The organism is Actinoplanes sp. NPDC048791 (genome assembly GCF_040650095.1).
Classification (GTDB): Bacteria; Actinomycetota; Actinomycetes; order Mycobacteriales; family Micromonosporaceae; genus Actinoplanes.
On sequence record NZ_JBEZGQ010000908.1, the window covers coordinates 1 to 3,370 of the forward strand.

Here is a 3,370-nt window from a genome sequence, read left to right on the forward strand (position 1 = left end):
CGCCGAGCTCAAGGAGCTGACCGAGGCCGAGTCCGCGGCCCGGGCCGCCGCGCACGCCCTGACCGAGGCCAACGAGCTGCTCGGATCGGCCGACAGCTGGTCCACCGCCGACACGTTCCTCGGCGGTGGCGGGCTGACCAGCATCATCAAGCACAGCCGGCTGGACGACGCCGCCGCCCGGGCCGCCGAGGCCGACCGCCGGATCGCCGTGCTCCGCGCCGAGCTGCGCGACGTCGACCTGGCCCTGCCCACAGTGGCCGGCGGGCTCGGGCTGGGCGGCTTCACCCGCTTCGCGGACGTGTGGCTCGACAACATCTTCACCGACCTGTCCGTACGCGGTCAGATCAAGGACGGTCTCGGGCAGCTCGGCCAGGCCGCCCAGCAGGTCGGCCGGATCCGGGCGGCGCTGGCCGCCCGGATCAGCGAGAACCGCAACCGGCTCGCGACCCTCGACCGCGAACGGGCCGCCCTGCTGCAACCCTGATCCGGGCGCGGGTCAGCCGTTCGCCCGCGGCTCGACGGCCTGCAGCGCCCAGCTGTTGCCGTCCGGGTCCTTGAAGTGGACGAAGTTGCCCCACGGCTGCACGTCGACGTCACCGGCCTCGACGCCCGCGTCCAGCAGCTGCCGGCGGGCGGCCTCCGCGTCGGGCACCACCACCTGGATCTCCTGGGTGCCCGGCACCTTCTCGGTGATGCCGTCGCCGAGCACGATCGAACACGCCGAGCCGGGCGGGGTCAGCTGCACGAACCGCAAACCCTCGTGCACCCGGTGGTCGTGGTCGGCGTTGAAGCCGATCCGCTGGTAGAACGCCTTGGCCCGGTCGACGTCGGTCACCGGTACGGGAATGAGCTCGATCTTCCACGTCGATGTCATGAGGACATCCTGCCCACCATTGCGGTCACTTCCTGACCGCAGCGGATCTTCGGTTCAGTACAGTGCGGGCATGGCGAACCTACGGCAGCAGATCCTGGCCGAGCTCGGCGTCAGACCGGTCATCGAGCCCGCCCAGGAGATCCGGCAGCGGGTGGGCTTCCTCAAGGACTATCTGCGCTCGACCCCGGGCGAGGGTTTTGTGCTGGGAATCAGCGGCGGCCAGGACAGCACGCTCGCCGGCCGGTTGTGCCAGCTCGCCACCGAGGAGCTGCGGGCCGAGGGACGGGCGGCCACGTTCGTCGCGGTACGGCTGCCGCACGGCGTGCAGGCTGACGAGCACGATGCGCTGATCGCCCTGGAGTTCATCCGGCCCGACCGGTCGATCACGGTGAACGTGCGGCCCGGCGCGGAGGCCGTCGCGGCCGAGGCCGCGCTCGGGCTGAAGGAGCTGCTGGGGGCCGAGCCACGGCTGCGGGACTTCGTCCGCGGCAACATCAAGGCCCGGGAACGGATGGTGATCCAGTACGCGATCGCCGGCCAGCTGAACCTCCTCGTCGTCGGCACCGACCACGCCGCCGAGGCGGTCACCGGCTTCTTCACCAAGTACGGCGACGGCGGCGTCGACATCACCCCGCTGACCGGCCTGAGCAAGCGCCAGGGTGCCGCCCTGCTGCGGGAGCTCGGCGCCCCGGCCAGCGTCTGGGAGAAGGTGCCGACCGCCGACCTCGAGGACGACCGCCCGGCCCTGCCCGACGAGGAGGCGCTGGGCCTGACCTACCACCAGATCGACGACTACCTGGAGGGCGCCGACGTCGCTCCGGACGTGGCCGCGAGGATCGAGTCGATCTACCTGGCGACCCGCCACAAGCGGGCACTGCCCGTGACACCCCTCGACGACTGGTGGCGCCCGACCGTCTGATCAGCGCAACGATTCCCGGGCGGTACGGGCCAGCTCCTCGTCGTACGGGCGGCCCAGCTCACCGGCCAGCACGATGATCCGGTCCAGCGCCGTCACGGCCTCCTCGACACGTCCCACCGCCCGGCAGGTCTCCGCGTACGCGTGCAGGCAGTCGATCTCCAGCTGCACCTCGGCGAGCGGTTCGAGCAGCTCGAGGGCCCGCCGGTGATGGTCGAGCGCCTCCTCGGGCTGGCCGATGACCCGCAGTGCCACGCCGAGAGCGTTGTGGCACCACGCCTGGTTGTGCTGCAGGTTGTGCTCCTCCGCGAGCCGCAGCGCGTCGTGCAGCGCCCGCTGTGACTCCGTCGGGTCGTGCCCGGCCAGCGCCACGCCGAGCGTGACCAGTCCGGTGATCCGGCCGGGTCCCTCCGCCAGGGCGACCGAGGCCCGCGCGAGCTCGACGGCTTCGCGGTGCCGCCCGAGATGCGCGGCCACCCAGCCCTCGACGGCCATAGCCTGCGCCTGCCCGGCGCGGTGCCCGAGCTTCTCGAACAGCTCCCGGGCCCGCCGGAGCTGCTCCTGCGCCGCTTCGAGGTCCCCGGAGTCCCGGCGCGCGAACCCGGTGCGCAGCGCCAGGCCGGCCGCGAGGTCGTCGTCCGGCCCGGACTGCTCCGCCAGCTCGTACGCGGCGAGCGCCTCGGTGAGGCGTCCGGCGGCGGCCCGCGCGTAGCCGAGGTCGGCCAGCAGAGCGGCCCGTTGCTGGTGGCGGCCGAGTCTTGCGGCGGCGGCCGCGGCGGCTTCGAGCATGCGTACCTGTTCGTCGGTCCCGCGGTGCCGGAAGAACCAGACCCGCAGGACCTGCGGCAACTCGGCCACCACCTCGTCCAGGCCGAGCCGTACGGCCGCGTCGAAGGCGGCGACCAGGTTGACGTACTGGGCTTCGAACCAGGCCATCGCCTTGGCCGGATCGCCCGGTGCCGGTTCGCGGCGGTGCGGTGCGGGCAGCGTCCGATCATGGGCGGCCGCCTGCGCCAGATAGTGCCGCAGGACCCGGCGCAGGGCGGCCTCGGCCTGCGGCTCTTCCGCTGCCGCGAGGTCGGCCGCGTACTGCCGGATCAGGTCGTGCATGCGGTACCGCCCGGGCGCGGGCTCTTGGATCAGGTGGGCGTCGATCAGCTCCTCCAGCACCGCACCGACCCGGTCGGGTGGCAGGTCGGTGAGCGCGCCGGCCACCGCCGCGTCGAAGTCGGCGCCGGGCAGCAGGCCCAGCCGCCGGAACGTGCGCCGCTGGACCGCGTCGAGCTGGTGCAACGACATGCCGAACACCGAGTCGAAGCGGCCGGCGGTGTCGCGCAGCCGCTCGGCCAGCACCGCCACTATCCATCCTGGACGATGCCGCAGCCGCGCGCCCGCCATCCGCAGCGCCAGCGGGAGCCCGCCGCACTGCTGCAGAACTTGGCTGATCCCGGCCTCCTCGGTGAGCGCGAGCCCGGCCGCCCGGCCGAACAGCTCCGCCGCGTCGCCGCCGGCCAGCGGTTCCACTGACACCGCCGGCACCCCGTCCAGGTCGTCCACCCGCTGCCGGCTGCTGAACAGCA

At 73.1% G+C, this 3,370-nt stretch carries 4 protein-coding genes; 2 read left to right on the plus strand and 2 right to left on the minus strand.

All coding sequences use genetic code 11. From position 1 onward, the window contains the following. Window positions 1–484, plus strand: a 484-nt coding sequence (locus AB0C29_RS39515) for a hypothetical protein (protein WP_360831829.1), incomplete at its 5' end; no start/stop codon positions are given. A gap of 12 nt (window positions 485–496) precedes the next feature. Here AB0C29_RS39515 and AB0C29_RS39520 read toward each other — a convergent pair. Next, the gene (locus AB0C29_RS39520; RefSeq protein ID WP_360831832.1) at window positions 497–874 is read right to left on the minus strand and encodes a VOC family protein; all 378 of its coding nucleotides are present in this window, start codon (window positions 872–874) and stop codon (window positions 497–499) included. A 70-nt stretch (window positions 875–944) separates the two neighbouring features. Between AB0C29_RS39520 and nadE the strand changes: the two genes are divergently transcribed. After that, complete coding sequence (nadE, locus tag AB0C29_RS39525) at window positions 945–1,793, plus strand: ammonia-dependent NAD(+) synthetase (RefSeq protein WP_360831835.1); 849 nt, start codon at window positions 945–947, stop codon at window positions 1,791–1,793. On the opposite strand, the gene AB0C29_RS39530 is transcribed toward nadE, so the two are convergent. Beyond that, window positions 1,794–3,370: tetratricopeptide repeat protein (locus AB0C29_RS39530; protein WP_360831838.1), on the minus strand; the 1,577-nt coding region annotated here is incomplete at its 5' end.